Here is an 18126-nt window from a genome sequence, read left to right as displayed (position 1 = left end):
TCACCGCGTCGGGCAAGTCAGATAGGCCATCACCTGGCGGCCGATCCTCGTGATCACCACCGTCATCGACTGTGACCCCTGGAGCCTGAGGCGCTTGCGCAGCGCGTCGGGGTCCACGCCGGCGCCGCGGGTGAGGATCTCGACGGCGCCGACGTCGCGCGCCCGCAGTTCCGCCCGCAGTCCCTTCTCCGAGTACCGCATCTCCTCGAGGATCTCGAAGCCCCGCTCGCCCGCGGGAACCGCGTCGCCGCTGAGATATGCGATGTGCGGATCGAGCTGCCACAGCCCGTGTCGCGCGGCGTAGTGCCGCACGAGCCCGGCGCGGATGACGGCACCGTCGGGCTCGACGAGGTACTTCCCCGCGGGTTCCGGCTCCACCTCGTGCGGATCCGTGGAGAAGACCTCGTAGCCGCCCCGGCCGGAGCCGCGCAGCACCGTCGCCCGGGTGAGGCCCGGGACGGCGACGGGACCGGACCACAGGCACGCCTCGCGGACGCCGCCGTCGAGCGAGACGATCTCGACCTCGCCGCCGAAGCCCGTACGGCGCAGGCCGGCGTGGTCGATGCCGGGCGCGGTCTTCACCGCGAGGGAGCGCCCCGCGTACGCCGCGTGCAGGGCCGAGAGCGCGGGCGAGCACTGCTCGGGATCGACGATGCGCCGCCCGTCCGCCCGGCGCGCCGGGTCGGCGATGACGACGTCGGCGGAGGAGGTGGGGGTCAGCGCGTCGGCCACGTACACGAGCGCGCGCGGCACGTTGTGCGCCGCCATCCGGGCGCGCACCGGGTCCAGGTCGCTGCCGACGACCCGCGGGCAGACCTGCACCAGCGCACGGAGTTCCGCGCCGATGGAACACGTCACATCGTGCACGGACAGCCACGCGAGCCGGCGCGCGCGGTGCTCCGCGACCGCCGTCGGCGTCGCCTGCTGCACGGCCTCGTCGGTGAGCAGCCAGCCGTCGACGTCACCGAGCTTCACGTGCGCCCGGCGGCGGGCCCGCACCTGCTCGATGACGGCCCCCGCGTGCCGCCCGGCGATGCCGCGCACGACCCCGACGTCCGCGAGCAGGGTGTCGTCGGCCAGCGCGAGCCGGTCCGCCACGGCGACGGCGGCAGCGCCGTCGGCGGTGCGGAGGTAGGCGAGATCAGCCCCGTCCAACCCGCGTACCCGGACTATTCGGGCTTGGTGCCCGTGATGGCCAGGTTGTAGAAGAACTTGCGCGGCACGACACGGCGCATCACGGCCTCGTCGAGCGCAGAGAGCTTCTTCCACCCGCCGAAGGCGAACCCGGCCCAGCCGAAGCCGAGCTTCTCGGGCGGCACGGCCGCCTCGAACGTGCGCACCGGCCAGCCGAGGAAGGCTGCGGTGAACTCGTCGGTGGTGGCCTTCACCTCGACGGCGCCGGCGCGGGCCGCCATGGCCTCCATCGCGTCCGGGTCGAAGGTGTGGATGTCGACGACGGCCTCGAGCGCCGCGGCGCGCGAGGACTCGTCGAGTTCGGCCTGCGGTCGACGCCAGTCCGCGAGGAAGGGCAGCTTCGTGGCATTGGTGGTGATGCCCCACGTGATCCGGCCCAACCATCGGGCGTAGAAGTCGCCGATCGTGGTGGGCTCGCCCGCGAAGACGAACCGGCCGCCCGGCTTGAGCACGCGCAGCACCTCGCGCAGCGACTGCTCCACGTCGGGAATGTGGTGCAGCACGGCGTGACCGACGACCAGGTCGAACGTGTCGTCCTCGTACGGGATGGTCTCCGCGTCCGCGACCCGGCCGTCGACGGTGTGGCCGAGGGCCTCGCCGTTGCGCAGCGCGACCTTCACCATGCCGGGCGAGAGGTCGGTGACCGAGCCGGTTTCCGCGACCCCCGCCGACATCAGGTTGAGCAGGAAGAAGCCGGTGCCGCAGCCCAGCTCCAGGGCGCGGCCGTAGGGCTTCTCGTTCTCTCCGCCAGTGGCGGCCTCGAAGCGCTCGCGGGCGTAGTCGATGCACCGCTCGTCGAAGCTGATGTGCCACTTCTCGTCGTACGTCTCGGCCTCCCAGTCGTGGTAGAGCACCTGGGCGAGCTTCGTATCGGAGAATGCGGCCTCAACCTCGTCCGCCGTGGCGTGCGGGTTGGGGGCCGGCTGCTGGTCGGTCATGAAGGCCTTTCGGAAAGATTGTTCCGTCAGGTTACCGCCCGGTCAGATCACCGCCAACCCGCGTGATGGGAACGCGTTCTTGCGCCCCGAAACGGTCCGCCGGGCGGTCCGCGGCTACCTGCCGGTGAACTTCGCCTTGCCCGGACCGTTCTCGATGAACGAGGTCATGCCGATCGCGCGGTCCTCGGTGGCGAAGAGGCCGGCGAACAGGTGCCGCTCGATGGCGAGACCGGTGGACAGGTCGGTGTCGAGGCCCTGATCGATGGCCTGCTTGGCCGCGCGCAGCGCCTGCGAGGCGGCGCCCGAGAACTGCTTCGCCCAGGCCAGCGCGGCGTTGTAGACCTCGTCGGGGGCGACGACCTCGTCGACGAGACCGATCTGCAGGGCCTCCTCGGCGCCGACGAAGCGGCCCGTGAAGACCAGGTCCTTGGCCTTGGACGGGCCCACCAGGCGCGCGAGCCGCTGCGTGCCGCCGCCACCGGGGATCACGCCGAGCAGGATCTCGGGAACGCCCACCTTGGCGTTGTCGCCGACGATGCGGCGGTCGGCGCCGAGGGCCACCTCGAGGCCGCCGCCGAGCGCGTAGCCGGTGACGGCCGCGACGGTGGGCTTGGTGATCGACGCGATGGCCGAGAGGCCGCCCTGCAGGAGCTGAATGGCCTCGCTCATGTCCGTGTAGCCCATCGCCTGCATCTCCTTGATGTCGGCGCCGGCCGCGAAGACCTTCGGACCGCCGTAGACGATCACGGCCTTGATGTCGTCGCGCTTGTTCACCTCGGCGGCGAGGGCGATGAGCTCGTCCTGGACCTGCGAGTTGATCGCGTTCATCGGCGGCCGGTTCAGGCGGATCGTGCCGATGCCCGGGTGCTCGTCGGAGGTCTCGAGGGTCACGAATTCAGTCATGCCCCAGAGGTTACCGGGTACGGAAGATTCAGTTGGACGTCCACGTGAATCCGCCTCGCGGCCCACGTCGGAGGGCTCCGGCCGTCAGTAGATCGTCGACCCCGCGGCGTACTCGGACCACCCCGGGAACCGTCGGTCGTCCCGCGTCATACCGTCGACGAGGGCGACGGGCGTGAGGTCCGCGGCCTCGGCGGCCCACCCCAGTACGTCCTCGACGGTGTCGAAGGGCAGCAGCTGGTGCAGCTGGGAGTAGGTGGGCGCCATGAGCTTGGTGGAGCCCGCGAGCCAGGCGTCGATCACCGCCTGCGGCGCGTGCCAGCCCGCCGACACGGCCTCGGTGGTCACGCACGCCGCGTGCTGGCCTGCGGGCAGCGCGGCCAGGTAGAACATCGTGTCGTAGCGGCGCGGCCGCCCGGGCGGGGTCACCCAGCGCGACAGCGGCACCAGGTCGTCCGGATGCAACCGCACTCCGCACTCCTCGTGCGTCTCCCGCGCCGCGGTCACGCGCAGGTCATCGCCGTCCGACGGCTCGATGCCACCGCCCGGGAAGACCGTCACATCGGGCGCGAACTCCATCCCGCTCGCGCGGAGCTGGACGAAGACCTCCAGGCCCGACGGGGCCGTCCGGAGCAGGACGACGGTCGCCGCGGGCCGGATGGGGACGTCGGGCAGGTCCCGCCGGTGGTCGGCGCCCGCCGCGCGGGGTGCCTCCTCCCCGCTCATGCCTGCAGCCTCCGGCGCCCCGGGCGCGAGGCCCGCCGGGCGAAGTACCGGCCGTCCGCCTCGTCGAGCAGGATGCGCTGGCTGAAGGTCTCCGAGAGCAGCTCGGCGGTGAGCACGTCGCCGACGAGCCCCTGCGCCACGACGCCCCCCTCCTTGAGCAGCAGTGCGTGGGTGAAGCCCGGCGGAACCTCCTCGACGTGGTGGGTCACCAGTACGGTCGCGGGCGCATCGGGGTCGTGCGCGAGGGTGTCGAGCCTGGCGACCAGCTCCTCGCGGCCGCCGAGATCGAGGCCCGCTGCGGGCTCGTCGAGCAGCATCAACTCGGGGTCGGTCATGAGGGCACGGGCGATCAGCACGCGCTTGCGCTCGCCCTCGGAGAGGGTCCCGAAGCGACGGTTCGCCAGATGCTCGGCGCCCATCGACTCGAGCACGTCGACGGCGCGGCCGATGTCCACTTCGTCGTAGCGCTCGCGCCAGCGCCCCAGCACCGCGTAGCCGGCGGAGACCACGAGGTCGGTCACCAACTCGTCGTCCGGCACCCGCGACGCGAGCGCGGCGGAGCACACGCCGATCCGCGCACTGAGGTCCTGCACGACGGTCTTGCCCAACACCTCGCCCAGGATGTGCGCAGAACCACTACTGGGGAAGTCCTGCGCGGAGGCGAGCCGCATCAGCGAGGTCTTGCCCGCGCCGTTGGGGCCGATGACGATCCACCGCTCGTCCAGCTCGACCCGCCAATCGATGGGGCCCACCAGGGTTCGGCCGTCGCGGCGCAGGCTGACCCCGCGGAAATCGATCACCAGGTCCTGGTCGGGTTCGGCGGCGGATTCGGAGGCGGGGGCGCTGGGGGCGGCGACGGGGTCGGACACATGCCCATCCTGCCGCACGGGAGCGGCCGCGGTTGGCAGGATGGTCCCCGTGTCCACAGACCACCGCTCCCCCACCCCTGGCACCGCGCACCCCCTCGGCGCCGACCCGCGCCCCGGCGGCGTGAACTTCGCCGTGCACGCCCCGCGCGCCACCGACGTCTGGGTGTGCCTGATCGAGACCGACGACGACGGGGCACGCCACGAGCAGCGCCTGCGGCTGCCCGCGCAGACGGCCGGCGTGCACCACGGCTTCGTCGCCGGGATCGGCGACGGCACCCGGTACTGTCTGCGCGCCGCGGGCCCCTGGGAGCCCGGGAACGGGCTGCGTTTCAACGACCGCAAGGCGCTCATCGACCCGTACGCGCGCAGGCTCGACGGCGCGCTCGGCGACGGCGTCGCCCTCCTGCCCTACGAGGAGGACGGCGGACCGTCGGAGACGGACTCGCTGCCCGACATCCCGCTGTGCGTCGTCACCGGGGCGCCCCCCGCGCCCGAACCCGGCCCGGGCGTCCCGTGGGACCGGACGGTGATCTGCGAAGTCCACGTCGGCTCGTACACCGCGCGGCACCCGGACGTCCCCGAGGACCTGCGCGGCACGTACCTCGGGCTGGCGCAGCCCGCCGTGATCGAGCACCTGCGGCGGATCGGGGTGACCGCCGTGGAGCTGCTGCCCGTGCAGGCCTGCCTCACGGAGCCCGGCGTCCGCGACCGTGGGATGCGCAACCACTGGGGCTACTCGACGGGCGCCTACTTCGCGCCGGACCCGCGGTACGCGGCGCGCCCCGGCCAGGAGGTCGAGGAGTTCGCGCACCTGGTCTCGGCGATGCACTCCGCCGGCCTCGAGGTGCTCATGGACGTGGTCTACAACCACACCGCGGAGGAATCCGTCGCCGGGCCATCGCTGTCCTGGCGCGGGCTCGACGCTCCCGGCTACTACCTGCTCGAGAACGGCGACGACCTCGACTACACGGGGTGCGGCAACACCGTCGACTGCGCCTCGCCAGCGGCCGTGCGGATGGTGCTCGACAGCCTGCGCTACTTCGCCGGCGAGCTCGGCGTCGACGGGTTCCGGTTCGACCTCGCGAGCGTCCTCGGTCGCGGTCGCACCGCGACAGGGCCGCAGGGCCCGGTGATCCCGTTCGACCACCGCGCACCTCTGCTCACGGCCATCGCCGCCGACCCGATCCTGTCGACGCGCAAGCTCATCGCCGAACCGTGGGACGCCACGGGCGAGGGCTACCGGGTGGGCGGGTTCCCGCCGGTGTGGGCCGAGTGGAACGACCGTTACCGCGACACCGTCCGTGCCTTCTTCGCCGGCGGCGCGACCGTCGGGGAGCTCGCGTCGCGCGTGTCCGGCAGCCAGGACCTGTTCGGCGCGCAGGGCCGCACCCCCTTCTCGTCGATCAACTTCATCACCGCCCACGACGGTTTCACCGCGCGCGATCTGGTGAGCTACGAGCGCAAACACAATGAGGCCAACGGCGAGAACAACCGCGACGGCACCGACAACAACCACTCCGTGAACCACGGCTTCGAGGGGGGCACCACCGACCCTGCGATCCTCGCGACCCGCGGGGCGCACGTGCGGGCGCTCCTGGCCACGCTGCTCCTGTCGACCGGCACGCCGATGCTCCTCGGCGGCGACGAGCTCGGCCACACCCAGTACGGCAACAACAACGCGTACTGCGTGCCCGAGGGCACGCCCGCCGCCGACGCCTTCGCCGTGGACTGGGACGCCGCCGACACCGACCTCTCGGCCTTCGTGGCCCGAGTGGCGTCGGTGCGCCGCGCGGCACCGGTGCTGCGGCAGCACGAGTTCTTCGAAGGCCGGGCGACCCCGAACGGTGAGCCCGACCTCGCCTGGTTCGGCGCCGACGGCACCGAGATGCCCGGCGAGGACTGGCAGTCGCCCGCGGTGCGCACGCTGCAGGCGTGGGTCGACGGCTCGGACGTCCGCGCGCCCGGCCACGACGTGGCCGTCGCGGAGAAGGACGCGCTCATCGTCTGGCACGCCGGCGGCGACGCGACCATCGTGCTGGGCGGGCCCGAGTCGTGCACGCACGACTGGGAGCTCATCGTCGACACCACACTGCCGACGGGTGAACCCGCGGGCCGCACCGTCTACCCGTCGCGCGCGGAGGTCACGGTCTCAGGGCCGACGGTGCTGGCCTTCCAGGAGGCCTGACGCCGCCCGGCCCGCGATCGGCTCAGCTGTCGATCGGCACGCGGCGCACGCTGCCGTCGACGGCGTCGGCGGCCTCGATCTCGTCGCGGGTCACGCCGAGCACGAACAGCACCGCGTCAAGGTAGGGGTACGAGAGCGCCGCGTCGGCGATCTCGCGCAGTGCGGGCTTGGCGTTGAACGCCACCCCCAGCCCGGCCGCGGAGAGCATGTCGATGTCGTTGGCGCCGTCGCCCACCGCGACGGTCTCCTCGACCGGCACGCCGAAGGTGTCGGCGAACTCCTGCAGCGCGCGCGCCTTGCCCGGCCGGTCCACGACCTCGCCGACCACCCGGCCGGTGAGCACGCCGTCGACCACCTCGAGGGTGTTGGCGCGCACGAAGTCCAGCTCCAGGTCCCGCGCGAGCGGCTCGATCACGGCCGTGAAGCCGCCGGAGACCACGCCGCAGCGGTAGCCGAGCCGCTTGAGCGTGCGGATCGTGGTGCGCGCGCCCGGGGTCAGCTGCAGGCCGGCAGCCACGTCGTCGATGACGGACGCGGGCAGGCCGGCGAGGTTCCGCACGCGGGCGTGCAGCGACTGCTCGAAGTCGAGCTCGCCGCGCATCGCCGCCTCGGTGACGGCCGCAACCTCCGCCTCCTTGCCCGCGCGGGCGGCGAGCATCTCGATGACCTCGCCCTGCACCAGGGTGGAGTCGACATCGAAGCAGATGAGCCGCTTGGAGCGCCGCGCGATGCCGGCGCGGGAGGTGGCGATGTCCACGCCCTGCTCCTTGGCGACGGCGGCGAGCTCAGCCCGGAAGGCACCCTCGTCGGCACCGTCGGGCACCGTCACCATGAGCTCGAGGGCGGTGACGGGGTAATCGGCGACGCCGGCGATCGACTCGATGTTGACGGCGCGGCCGGCGAGGGCCGTCGCGAGCGCGGAGAGCGCGCGGGCGCTGACCGGCGCGCCCAGCAGGACCACGGCATGCGTGGGCACGGCCGGACGGGGCGGCTGCTCGGCCGTGATCTCCACGGCGACGTCCATCCCGACGGTCGCCATGGCCTGCTCGACGAGCTCCTGCACGTGCTCGGGGTCGCCGTGGACCGCGGCGAGCACGCCGAGCGTGAGGCGGCCACGGATGACGGTCTGCTCCACGTCGAGGACTCTGACCTCGTTGCGAGCCAGCACTCCGAACAGGACCGAGCTCACGCCCGGTTTGTCGCCGCCGGTCACGGTGATGAGGATCGTGGGATCCGAAGTCGCTTCGCGCACGGGGAAATCGTAGTCGGCGCCCGGGCGAACGCCGAACGGCGCCTCCCGTACGGGAGACGCCGTTCAGATCGGGTCGGGAGGCGAGATCACACCTTGGCGTCGCCGCGCTCCTGCGAGTGCTTATCGCCCAGGCTGGGGCCCGAGTGGGCCTCGGTGCGCATGCGCTCGATCATGTGCGGGTAGTGCAGCTCGAACGCGGGGCGCTCGGAGCGGATGCGCGGCAACTCGGTGAAGTTGTGGCGCGGGGGCGGGCAGCTGGTGGCCCACTCGAGGCTGTTGCCGAAGCCCCACGGGTCGTCGACCGTGACGACCTCGCCGTACCGGTAGCTCTTGAAGACGTTCCACACGAAGGGCAGCGTCGAGGCGCCCAGGATGAACGCACCGACCGTCGAGATCTGGTTCAGCGTCGTGAAGCCGTCGGTGTCGAGGTAGTCGGCGTAGCGACGCGGCATGCCCTCGGCGCCGACCCAGTGCTGCACGAGGAAGGTCATGTGGAAGCCGATGAAGGTGAGCCAGAAGTGCCAGCGGCCCAGGCCCTCGTCGAGCATGCGGCCCGTCATCTTCGGGAACCAGAAGTAGATGCCGGCGTACGTCGCGAAGACGATGGTGCCGAAGAGCACGTAGTGGAAGTGCGCGACGACGAAGTACGTGTCGGACACCGCGAAGTCAAGCGGCGGCGACGCGAGGAGCACACCGGTGAGGCCACCGAAGAGGAAGGTCACGATGAAGCCGATCGAGAACAGCATCGGCGACTCGAACGTTATGTGCCCTCTCCACATGGTGAGGATCCAGTTGAAGAACTTCACACCCGTTGGCACCGCGATGAGGAAGGTCATGAAGCTGAAGAAGGGGAGCAGCACCGCGCCGGTGGCGTACATGTGGTGCGCCCACACCGCGACCGACAGGGCCGCGATGGCCAGGGTGGCCAGGACCAGGCCGCTGTAGCCGAAGATCGGCTTGCGGCTGAACACGGGGAAGATCTCCGAGACGATGCCGAAGAAGGGCAGCGCGATGATGTAGACCTCGGGGTGGCCGAAGAACCAGAACAGGTGCTGCCACAGGATGACGCCGCCGTTGGCGGGGTCGTAGATGTGGGCGCCGAACTGGCGGTCGACCTCGAGGCCCATGAGCGCGGCGGTGAGCAGCGGGAAGGCGAGCAGGATCAGCAGCGAGGTCACCAGGATGTTCCAGGTGAAGATCGGCATGCGGAACATCGTCATGCCGGGGGCGCGCATGCAGACCACGGTGGTGACCATGTTGACAGCGCCGAGGATGGTGCCGAGACCACCGACCGCAAGACCCATGATCCAGAGGTCGGCGCCGGGGCCGGGCGAGTGCAGGGCGTCGGTCAGCGGGGTGTACGCGGTCCAGCCGAAGTCGGCCGCGCCGCCGGGCGTGATGAAGCCGGCGATCACCATGAGGGCGCCGAAGACGAACAGCCAGTAGCCGAAGGCGTTCAGGCGGGGGAAGGCGACGTCGGGCGCGCCGATCTGCAGCGGCAGCACGAAGTTGGCGAAGCCGATGACGATCGGCGTCGCGTACAGCAGCAGCATCACCGTGCCGTGCATGGTGAACAGCTGGTTGAACTGCTCGGTGGAGAGGAACTGCAGGCCCGGGTTGGCCAGCTCGGCACGCATCAGGAGCGCCATCAGGCCACCTATGAGGAAGAACGCGAAGCACGTGACGATGTACATGATGCCCAGCGTCTTGTGATCGGTCGTCGTGACCAGTTTGTAGATGAACGAGCCCTTGGGCCCGGTCCGCTGCGGATACGGACGTGCGGCGGTCACCTCGACTGCCGGACGATGCGCTTGCGCGGTCACAAATCCTCCTGCCCCGGGCCTCTCGATACCTCGGCTGTCGGTACCGGCGTACGGCCACTTCAATCAGGTCATGCGGGCAGCGTTCGCTCACGGCGGACGCCACCCATGTGGGGTAAGCGTAGCCCCTCGCCCCCGGGCTTGTCCTCGCGGTCCTACTCTGCGTCGTACTCGCGTCGCGGACCCGGTCGGCAGGGCCCCTGCTGCTACCGTGGCGCACGGTCGGAACTACAGGTGAGGACAGCTGCCGTGAACAGGGTCGGAACAACCAGGGCGGGCGCCGGGATCGCGCTCGCCGTCGTCGCCGGCTCGGTGCTCACCGCGTGCGGCGGTTCGGAGCCGATCCAGCAGCCCTTCGCCTCGATCTCGACCACCACGACGCGCCTCGCGTCGGCCAACATCATCGGCCTCGACCGCAAGCCCGACGAGGCGTGCGCAGCCCCTGTCGCCGGCACCGCGGCTCCCGCCACGATCGCGGTCGCCGACCCCGCCCTGCTCGACGGCCTCTGCGCCCTCGGGCTGCAGAACCGGGTACGGGCGGTCGGCGGCGACGTCCCGTCCTACCTCGGGGCCACCCTGGGAAAGGTCCCGAAGCTCACCGACGGCGTGCAGGCCGACGTCGCGGTCGGCACGGACCGCTCTCCCGAGGCGAACCGGCGCGCCGGGCGGACGGTGACCGTCCCGGCACCGTCGGTGGACTGGCGGCGCAGCTTCCTGGCTCTGGCCGACGCGGTCCGGATGCCCGCCGAGGCGCGCGCCGTACTCGAGCGGTACCAGCGCGACGCGGCGGAGAAGTCCGTGCGGATCGACGCGGTGCACACCACCGTCTCCCTGGTCCGGTTCACCGCGGACGGCAAGAACCTCGCCCTGGGCACGGCGCCGCTCGCGGCGCAGGTCCTGGCGGACCTGAAGGTGGTACGCCCCGAGCCGCAGCGCACAGCCGAGGCCATCGAGATGCCGGGCGATGACGTCTCCGCCGCCGAGGCCGACCTGATCTACGTGGGCTACGAGGGCGACAAGGGGCGCGAGCACGGCACGGCCGTGATGACCTCGAAGCCCTGGAAGGAGCTCCGCGCGGTGGTCGCCAAGCGACAGTTGCTGGTCGAGGACTCGGCCTGGTTCTCCACGGGCGGGCCCGTCGCGGCCGGCATCGTGCTGCACGACGTCGGCAACACGCTCAGGGCGTCCTCCTAGCCTCGGGAACGCGAACGTTCCCTCGTGACGCCCCTCACATCGGCCGGGTAAAACCGCTGGCCCGAAGCTCTGGTGTACACCTGTTCACGGATTGCCGGCCGGAGACCCTTCATTCATGCTTGTTTCAAGTGATAGCCTGAGGGGGATTCAATCTCATACACGGCTTCTACCTGCACAGACGCCTGTGGGATTTCCCACAGCGCCACGGAAAGACCAGGTGCTAGCCGGTCGAGGTGCCAGGAAAGGATCCATCATGGCCCTGCTGAACATGCCCCGAGTGACCCACATGGCCCGCATGCGCGGCCGCGCGTTCCCCGGCCAGGCCGAGTACGAGCAGACGCTGAACGACCTCTCCGAGGCCTCGGTGCGCCGGAACTTCGATCCCTACGTCGACATCGACTGGGACTCCCCCGAGCTGGCGATCGTGCCCGACGACCCGCGCTGGGTGTGCAACCCCCGGTTCGACCCGATCGGCCGCCACCCCTGGTACCAGGAGCAGCCGCTGGCCAAGCAGATCGAGATCGGCATGTGGCGCCAGGCCAACGTGGCCAAGGTCGGCCTGCAGTTCGAGTCGATCCTGATCCGCGGCATCATGCAGTACACCGCGGTGCAGCCGAACAACTCCCCCGAGTTCCGCTACGCCACCCACGAGGCGAAGGAGGAGTGCCAGCACACGCTGATGTTCCAGGAGTTCGTCAACCGCGTGGGCATGGACGTGCCCGGCGGCGCGTGGTGGTTCCGCCGCCTGTCGCCGATCATCCCGCTGGCGGCCACCACCCTCCCGAACATCTTCTACATGGGCGTGCTGGCCGGCGAGGAGCCGATCGACCACCTGCAGAAGCAGTTCCTGCGCTCGGCCGATACGCAGCACCCCGCGATGACCGCGGTGATGCAGATCCACGTTGCCGAGGAGGCCCGCCACATCTCCTTCGCGCATCAGCTGCTCGAGCACAAGGTGCCGACCCGCGGCCCGATCCCGCGCTTCCTGCTGTCGCTGGCGATGCCGCTGGTGATGCGAATCCTGCTCGGTGCGATCATGGTCCCGCCGAAGCAGTTCTGGGACACCTTTGACATCCCGCGCTCGGTCAAGAAGGACATCTTCTGGCGCTCGCCCGAATCGAAGGCCATGCGCCAGGAGATCTTCGGCGACGTCCGCCTGCTCGCGGAGCGCACGAATCTGATGAACCCGGTCTCCCGCCTGCTGTGGCGCGCGCTGGGCATCCACGGCCGCACCTCGCGGTTCCGCAGCGAGCCGTCCTACACCGCGCAGTAGTCTCGAACCACCCCGATTATCCGGCTCGGCGGTCACCCGCCGAGCCGGACCCGTATCCCGGCCCGGATGCGAACACCCCGGAGGAGCTTCCTCAATGCCCCACGTCATCACCCAGTCCTGCTGCAGCGATGCCTCGTGCACCTTCGCGTGCCCGGTGAACTGCATCCACCCGACGCCTGACGAGCCGGGCTTCGCGACGGCCGAGATGCTGTACGTGGACCCCACCACCTGCGTCGACTGCGGTGCCTGCGTGACGGCCTGCCCCGTCGACGCCATCGGCCCGGCGCACCGTCTGCCCGACGAGCACAAGGTCTACATCGAGCTCAACCGTGCCCTCGCGGCCGCCGACCCGGCCAACTCCTCCCTCGGCGGCCCGAACCCGCAGGAGCGCAGCCGTCCGCCGATGGCGCACACGGTGCCGCCGAAGGTCCTCCCGATCCCGGCCGACACGGTCATCAGCGTCGGCGTGATCGGCAGCGGCCCCGCCGCGATGTACGCGGCCGACGAGCTGCTCCGCTTCCCGGGCGTCACCGTCGACGTCTACGAGAAGCTGTCCACGCCCTACGGCCTGGCCCGCTTCGGCGTCGCCCCCGATCACACCAGCACCCGCAAGGTCTCGGGCCTGTTCGACAAGGTGGCCGCGGACCGGAACTTCCGCATCCACCTGAACACCGAGATCGGGTCCGGCGCCGGGAGCGCAGCAAGCGGGCCGAATCGACAGACCATCAGCTTCGAGGAACTGCGCAAGCGCCACGACGCGATCGTCGTCGCCGTCGGCGCGAGCACCGACAAGAAGCTGGGCATCACCGGCGAGGACCTGCCCAACGTCCGCAGCGCCACCGACTTCGTGGCCTGGTACAACGGCCACCCCGAGCACAAGGGCGACGCGGTCGACCTCACGCACGACCGTATCGTCGTCATCGGCAACGGCAACGTCGCACTCGACGCCGCCCGCATCCTCACGGCCGAGCCGGAGGAGCTCGAGGGCACCACCATCTCCCCCGCCGCACTCGCCGCGCTGCGCGAGTCGAAGGTCGAGGAGGTCGTGATCGTGGCCCGCCGCGGCCCCGAGCACGCCGCCTTCACCCTGCCTGAGGCCCTCGGCCTCGCCGACGAGCGCACCGTCATCGTGCACCCGGACCCCGACGTCGCCGAGACCCTCGTCGCGGGCAGCGATTCCGAGCTGGTCAGCCACAAGCTGCAGCTCCTCGAGTCGCTGGAGACCCACTCGGACGCGCCGCGACGCATCCGCCTGCGCTTCCTCACCACGCCCGAATCGATCGAGGCCACCGACGACGGCCTCGTCCTGCACGCGAAGCACACGGTGACCGGCGAGGCGATCGACCTGCCCGTCGGCATGGTGTTCACCTCCGTCGGTTACCGGGGCGTCCCGGTACCGGGCCTGCCCTTCGACGACCGGCGCGCGGTGCTGCCGAACGAGGCCGGCCGGGTCCTCGGGGACGACGGTGCGCCGCTCCCCGGCGTGTACGTCACGGGCTGGATCAAGCGCGGCCCCAGCGGCTTCATCGGCACGAACAAGACCGACTCGCAGGAGACGGTGGAGAAGTTCGCCGAGGACGTCGTCGCCGGCGTCGTCAAGGGTCGCCCGTCGGGTAAGCGCAAGCGCTCGCTGGGCCGCATCTTCGGCGCGTAGCCCCTCCCGGCCGCGTAATCTCAGCGCCGTGGCCTCCTCCGCGAACGGCGAACCGGTTGAGCTGACCGTCGGCGACCGGGTCGTGCGCGTCTCCAGTCCGGAGCGCGTCTACTTCCCGGAGATCGGCGCGACGAAGCTCGACGTCGTCCGGTACTACGAGGCGGTGGGCCCGGGCATCGTCCGGGCGCTGCGCGACCGCCCGACGATGCTGCACCGCTACCCGAAGGGGGTCGACGGGGCGAAGGTGCACCAGAAGCGGATCCCCGCGGGCGCGCCGGACTGGCTCGAGACGGTGGAGATCTTCTTCCCGCGGTTCGGGCGCACCGCCGATGAGGTCGTGGTGACCGAGCTGGGCTCGGTGATCTGGGCGGCGCAGATGTCGACGGTCGAGTTCCACCCCTGGAACTGCCGCGCCGGCGACCTGGAACACCCCGACGAGTGGCGCATCGACCTCGATCCGATGCCGGACTGCTCGTGGGAGCGCGTGCAGCGGGTGGCCGGCGTGGTGCACGAGGTGTTGGACGAGCTGGGCATCCGCGGCTTCCCCAAGACCTCGGGCGGCTCGGGCCTGCACGTCTACGTGCGGATCGAGCCCCGCTGGACGTTCTCGGAGGTCCGACGGTGCGCCCTCGCCTTCGCCCGGGAGGTGGAGCGCCGGGCACCGTCGGACGTGACGACCGTCTGGTGGCGCAAGGACCGCGACCCGTCTGCGGTCTTCCTGGACTACAACCAGAACGCCCGCGACCACACCATCGCGTGCGCGTACTCGCTGCGCGGCACGCCGATAGCCACCGCGTCGGCGCCGATCACGTGGGACGAGGTGCCGGACGTCCACCCCGACGATTTCACCCTCCGCACCCTGCCCGCGCGCTTCGCCGACCTCGGCGACCTGCACGCGGAGATCGACGACGAGGCCTTCACCCTGGACACCCTGGTCGCGTGGGCCGACCGCGACGGTCTCCCCCTCGCCGATTGACGCAGTGGGAGCGCAATGCTGGGCACACTCGCATGCGGGATCGACCATGGACCCATGACCGTCACCGATGAGCTGCTCGCGAACAACGCCGCCTACGCGGCGGACTTCTCCGGCCCCCTGCCCCTTCCGCCCTCGAAACACGTCGCGGTCGTCGCCTGTATGGACGCGCGCCTCGACGTCTATCGCGTCCTCGGCCTCCAGGAGGGCGAGGCGCACGTCATCCGTAACGCCGGCGGCGTGATCACCGAGGACCAGATCCGCTCGCTGGCGATCAGCCAGCGGCTGCTCGGTACGACCGAGATCATCCTGATCCACCACACCGACTGCGGCATGCTCACGTTCACCGACGACGGCTTCAAGGCCGACATCCTCGCCGAGACCGGCATCAAGCCGGCCTGGGCGGCCGAGGCCTTCGCCGATCTGGACGCCGACGTGCGCCAGTCGCTCAAGCGCGTGGCGTCGAGCCCGTTCATCCCGGCGACCACGTCGTTGCGTGGCTTCGTCTTCGACGTGGCCACCGGCCGGCTGCGCGAGGTAGCGCCGGAGTAGTTCCCTGCAGTTCCGGCGAACGAAACCCCAGGATGTCGCCGCCGAAACCGCTAGGAAGCGCCGATGAAGTCGAGCAGACCGCGGACGGGATCCAGCGTCGTGGTGACGTTCGCATAGGCGAGCACCCCGGCGACGACGGCCGCCACGAGCGTCGCCGCCGCCCACCGTCGACGGCCCTGCCGCCAGGCACGGACGGCGAAGACCACCAGCACGATCGTGAGCACGCCCGCCATCACCACGACGGCCAGGTGGTAGCGGGCGAAGTCGTCGACCAACGCCTGGACCGGCCCGGACGGTGTGCCGCGCAGCTCGGTGCGCAGCAGTGCGAGCGCGCGCCCCGGCTCGCCGCCCCGCAACCGCGCCGGGTCGAGCAGCGAGAACGCGGACGACAGCGGCGCCACGGCGCCTTGGAGGTTCGCGATGAGCAGCACGGCGGGCACCAGCGCGAGCGCGCGGTGTCCGGCGTACAGTGCCAGCGCCACGAGAAGGCCGGCGCACACGGCTTTGATCAGATGGAATCCGGCCCAGTCGTCGACGAGCGACCGCAGCCCCGGGGTGAGCTCCGTTCGCCCGCCCAGCAGCCACGGCGGGAACTCCCGATCGGCCCGCGCCGCGACGTCGGTGCCGTACACCGCCCGCGGTAGCAAGACGAACGCGAGAAGCACAAGACCCGCCCCGGCGAGCCACCACGGCCTCGCTCGCGGACGGGTCTCGCCGACGCCGTCGGGGGTCAGAAGTCCCAGTCCTCGTCCTCGGTGTTGACGGCCTTGCCGATCACGTACGACGACCCGGAACCCGAGAAGAAGTCGTGGTTCTCGTCGGCGTTGGGCGACAGGGCGGAGAGGATCGCGGGGTTCACGTCGGTGGCGTCCTTGGGGAACAGCGCCTCGTAGCCCAGGTTCATCAGGGCCTTGTTGGCGTTGTAGCGCAGGAACTTCTTGACGTCCTCGGTGAGGCCGACCTCGTCGTACAGCGACTCGGTGTAGTCCTCCTCGTTGGAGTACAGCTCCATGAGCAGATCGAAGGTGTAGTCCTTGAGCTCCTCGCGGCGCTCCGGGCTCTGCGTCTCCAGGCCGCGCTGGTACTTGTAGCCGATGTAGTAGCCGTGCACGGCCTCGTCGCGGATGATGAGGCGGATCATATCGGCGGTGTTCGTGAGCTTGGCCCGCGAGGACCAGTACATCGGCAGGTAGAAGCCGCTGTAGAACAGGAAGGACTCGAGCAGGGTCGAGGCGACCTTGCGCTTGAGCGGGTCGTCGCCGCTGTAGTAGCCCATGACGATGTTCGCCTTGGCCTGCAGGTGCTCGTTCTCCTCCGACCAGCGGAAGGCGTCGTCGATCTCGCGCGTGCTGCACAAGGTGGAGAAGATGGAGCTGTAGCTCTTCGCGTGCACCGACTCCATGAACGCGATGTTGGTGTACACCGCCTCCTCGTGCGGGGTGATCGCGTCGGGGATCAGCGAAACGGCGCCGACGGTGCCCTGGATGGTGTCGAGCAGCGTCAGGCCTGTGAAGACCCGCATGGTGAGCTGCTTCTCGTGCTCGCTGAGCGTGCCCCACGACGGGATGTCGTTGCTCACCGGCACCTTCTCGGGCAGCCAGAAGTTGCCCGTCAGCCGGTCCCAGACCTCGGCGTCCTTCTCGTCCGGCACCCGGTTCCAGTTGATCGCCGAGACCCGGCTGACCAGCTTGAGCGGCGCTCCGTCGGCGGGGCTGTGAGCGGCGATTTCAGACATGACACCTCGGTTTTCGCGGACCTGTATTTCAACGCTCATGACACTACCCGTTGGGGCCGACAAGTCCGGGAACCGCAACACCTAGTACATCGCGCCAGTTCGGCGTGTCGTCAGATGACCACGACGTCGAGCAGGCCGTCGAGCACTTCACGCTCGCCGGTCAGGTCGACGGTGCCGGGCTCGGCTCGGCGCCACAGCACCAGGTCCAGGTCCGACGCGGTGCCACGGAGCGTCACGTCCGCGGGGACCGGCTCGTCGAGGACGTCGATGCCGTCGGCGCGCAGCCGTAGCGTCCAGCGGTCGCCGGTGTCGGTGGCCTCGATCGCGATGACCTTCCCGGCGAGCTCGGCGGGCAGGCCCTTCTTGCCGAGGATGAGCGGGATCTGCATCCGGGTCAGCTCGGTGATGCCGTCGGCGGCGGTCCACGCCGGGAGGGGCTCGGCCCCGTCGGGCAGGGCGTTCTGCAGATCCCAGCGATGGATGGACACCTCCTGCGCCATCCGGCGCATCCAGAACGCGGCGGTGGTGCGGCCGATGAAGGCGCGCGCGGGCGCGTCGGGATCGTGCTTGCGGAGCTCCTCGAGCAGAGCGGCGTTGACGTCGGCGTACCACCGGACGACCGCGTCGCCGTCGGGCGCGTCGGAGACGTCGGGGACGAAGCGCTCCTTCGAATCCGGCCCGGCCTGCAGGAAGGCGATGGCCCAGCGGTGCGCGCCGCCGGTGTGGACGATGCCGTCGCGCACCGTCCACCCCGGGCAGCTGGGGACGGGGAGCGCGAGGTGGGCGGGGTCGATGGCAGCGATGCGGGCGCCATCGGCGGCGATGGAATCGAGCCAGAGCTGTGCGGTCATACCCCGACCC

The 18126-nt window shown here is 70.6% G+C and carries 16 protein-coding genes; 6 read left to right on the top strand and 10 right to left on the bottom strand.

Annotation, left to right across the window (positions count from 1 at the left end; all coding sequences use genetic code 11):
• The 5 genes from FK529_RS09510 to FK529_RS09490 all read right to left on the bottom strand — a co-directional run bounded on the left by FK529_RS09510 (position 1) and on the right by FK529_RS09490 (position 4627).
• Positions 1-1155, bottom strand: coding sequence for a class I SAM-dependent methyltransferase (locus tag FK529_RS09510; protein WP_146560751.1), 1155 nt, complete (start codon positions 1153-1155; stop codon positions 1-3).
• 14 nt (positions 1156-1169) lie between these two features.
• Positions 1170-2132 (bottom strand): class I SAM-dependent methyltransferase, encoded by a 963-nt coding sequence (locus FK529_RS09505; protein WP_146560750.1) that lies wholly within the window; start codon positions 2130-2132, stop codon positions 1170-1172.
• Positions 2133-2246: 114 nt separating this feature from the next.
• Entirely contained in the window at positions 2247-3035 is a 789-nt protein-coding gene (locus tag FK529_RS09500) for an enoyl-CoA hydratase/isomerase family protein (RefSeq protein ID WP_146560749.1), read from the bottom strand.
• 84 nt (positions 3036-3119) lie between these two features.
• Positions 3120-3758, bottom strand: a complete 639-nt coding sequence (locus FK529_RS20270; RefSeq protein ID WP_146560748.1) for an NUDIX hydrolase — start codon at positions 3756-3758, stop codon at positions 3120-3122.
• Positions 3755-4627 (bottom strand): ABC transporter ATP-binding protein, encoded by an 873-nt coding sequence (locus FK529_RS09490; protein WP_146560747.1) that lies wholly within the window; start codon positions 4625-4627, stop codon positions 3755-3757. Before FK529_RS09490 ends, FK529_RS20270 begins: the two co-directional genes overlap by 4 nt.
• Before the next feature lie 40 nt (positions 4628-4667).
• Between FK529_RS09490 and glgX the strand changes: the two genes are divergently transcribed.
• The gene (gene glgX / locus FK529_RS09485) at positions 4668-6812 is read left to right on the top strand and encodes a glycogen debranching protein GlgX (RefSeq protein ID WP_146560746.1); all 2145 of its coding nucleotides are present in this window, start codon (positions 4668-4670) and stop codon (positions 6810-6812) included.
• A 22-nt stretch (positions 6813-6834) separates the two neighbouring features.
• Here glgX and serB read toward each other — a convergent pair whose 3' ends face one another.
• On the bottom strand, positions 6835-8064 hold the full coding sequence (serB, locus tag FK529_RS09480; protein ID WP_146560745.1) for a phosphoserine phosphatase SerB: 1230 nt from the start codon (positions 8062-8064) through the stop codon (positions 6835-6837).
• A gap of 86 nt (positions 8065-8150) precedes the next feature.
• Positions 8151-9887 (bottom strand): aa3-type cytochrome oxidase subunit I, encoded by a 1737-nt coding sequence (ctaD, locus tag FK529_RS09475; protein WP_231703020.1) that lies wholly within the window; start codon positions 9885-9887, stop codon positions 8151-8153.
• Positions 9888-10133: 246 nt separating this feature from the next.
• Between ctaD and FK529_RS09470 the strand changes: the two genes are divergently transcribed.
• From FK529_RS09470 to FK529_RS09450, 5 genes are all read left to right on the top strand, one after another.
• On the top strand, positions 10134-11078 hold the full coding sequence (locus FK529_RS09470; protein WP_146560744.1) for a TroA family protein: 945 nt from the start codon (positions 10134-10136) through the stop codon (positions 11076-11078).
• Between the two features lie 268 nt (positions 11079-11346).
• Positions 11347-12351, top strand: coding sequence for an AurF N-oxygenase family protein (locus tag FK529_RS09465; protein WP_166436405.1), 1005 nt, complete (start codon positions 11347-11349; stop codon positions 12349-12351).
• Positions 12352-12445: 94 nt separating this feature from the next.
• Positions 12446-14005, top strand: coding sequence for an FAD-dependent oxidoreductase (locus tag FK529_RS09460; RefSeq protein ID WP_146560742.1), 1560 nt, complete (start codon positions 12446-12448; stop codon positions 14003-14005).
• A 28-nt stretch (positions 14006-14033) separates the two neighbouring features.
• Entirely contained in the window at positions 14034-14981 is a 948-nt protein-coding gene (gene ligD, locus FK529_RS09455) for a non-homologous end-joining DNA ligase (protein WP_146560741.1), read from the top strand.
• A gap of 54 nt (positions 14982-15035) precedes the next feature.
• Positions 15036-15530, top strand: coding sequence for a beta-class carbonic anhydrase (locus tag FK529_RS09450; protein WP_146560740.1), 495 nt, complete (start codon positions 15036-15038; stop codon positions 15528-15530).
• Positions 15531-15580: 50 nt separating this feature from the next.
• On the opposite strand, the gene FK529_RS09445 is transcribed toward FK529_RS09450, so the two are convergent.
• The 3 genes from FK529_RS09445 to FK529_RS09435 form a co-directional block, all read right to left on the bottom strand.
• Positions 15581-16195: a hypothetical protein gene (locus tag FK529_RS09445; RefSeq protein WP_146560739.1), complete on the bottom strand. Its 615-nt coding sequence runs from the start codon at positions 16193-16195 to the stop codon at positions 15581-15583.
• Positions 16196-16260: 65 nt separating this feature from the next.
• Entirely contained in the window at positions 16261-17265 is a 1005-nt protein-coding gene (nrdF, locus tag FK529_RS09440; protein ID WP_146560738.1) for a class 1b ribonucleoside-diphosphate reductase subunit beta, read from the bottom strand.
• Between the two features lie 110 nt (positions 17266-17375).
• Positions 17376-18116 carry a maleylpyruvate isomerase family mycothiol-dependent enzyme gene (locus FK529_RS09435; protein WP_146560737.1) on the bottom strand — a complete coding sequence of 247 codons (741 nt, stop codon included), beginning with the start codon at positions 18114-18116 and terminating at the stop codon, positions 17376-17378.
• Positions 18117-18126 lie beyond the last annotated feature (10 nt).

This window comes from Tsukamurella asaccharolytica (genome assembly GCF_007858435.1).
Classification (GTDB): domain Bacteria; phylum Actinomycetota; class Actinomycetes; order Mycobacteriales; family Mycobacteriaceae; genus Tsukamurella; species Tsukamurella asaccharolytica.
This window is presented reverse-complemented; position numbering and strand designations above follow the sequence as displayed.